We start from the raw sequence: 260 nt of genomic DNA, 5'->3' as shown, positions 1-260 counted from the left end.
CCGTAATGGTCTGCGTCCGGCGCGCTACGTTATTACCAAAGACAAGCTCATCACCTGTGCCTCTGAAGTCGGGATCTGGGATTACCAGCCAGACGAAGTGGTCGAGAAAGGCCGCGTCGGACCGGGCGAGCTGATGGTGATCGACACCCGCGGTGGGCGTATTCTGCAGTCCGCCGAAACCGACAACGATCTGAAGAGCCGCCATCCGTACAAAGAGTGGATGGAGAAAAACGTGCGTCGTCTGGTGCCGTTTGAAGATC

The 260-nt window shown here is 57.7% G+C and carries 1 protein-coding gene; it reads left to right on the top strand.

Annotated features, from left to right (window positions below; genetic code table 11):
• Nucleotides 1-260: hypothetical protein (locus RTW80_RS29790; RefSeq protein WP_312721749.1), on the top strand; the 260-nt coding region annotated here is incomplete at both ends.

Source organism: Escherichia sp. AM3, from assembly GCF_032029835.1.
Classification (GTDB): domain Bacteria; phylum Pseudomonadota; class Gammaproteobacteria; order Enterobacterales; family Enterobacteriaceae; genus Escherichia; species Escherichia coli.
Note: the sequence above shows the minus strand (reverse complement) of the source record. Positions and strands in the feature narration are given on the sequence as shown.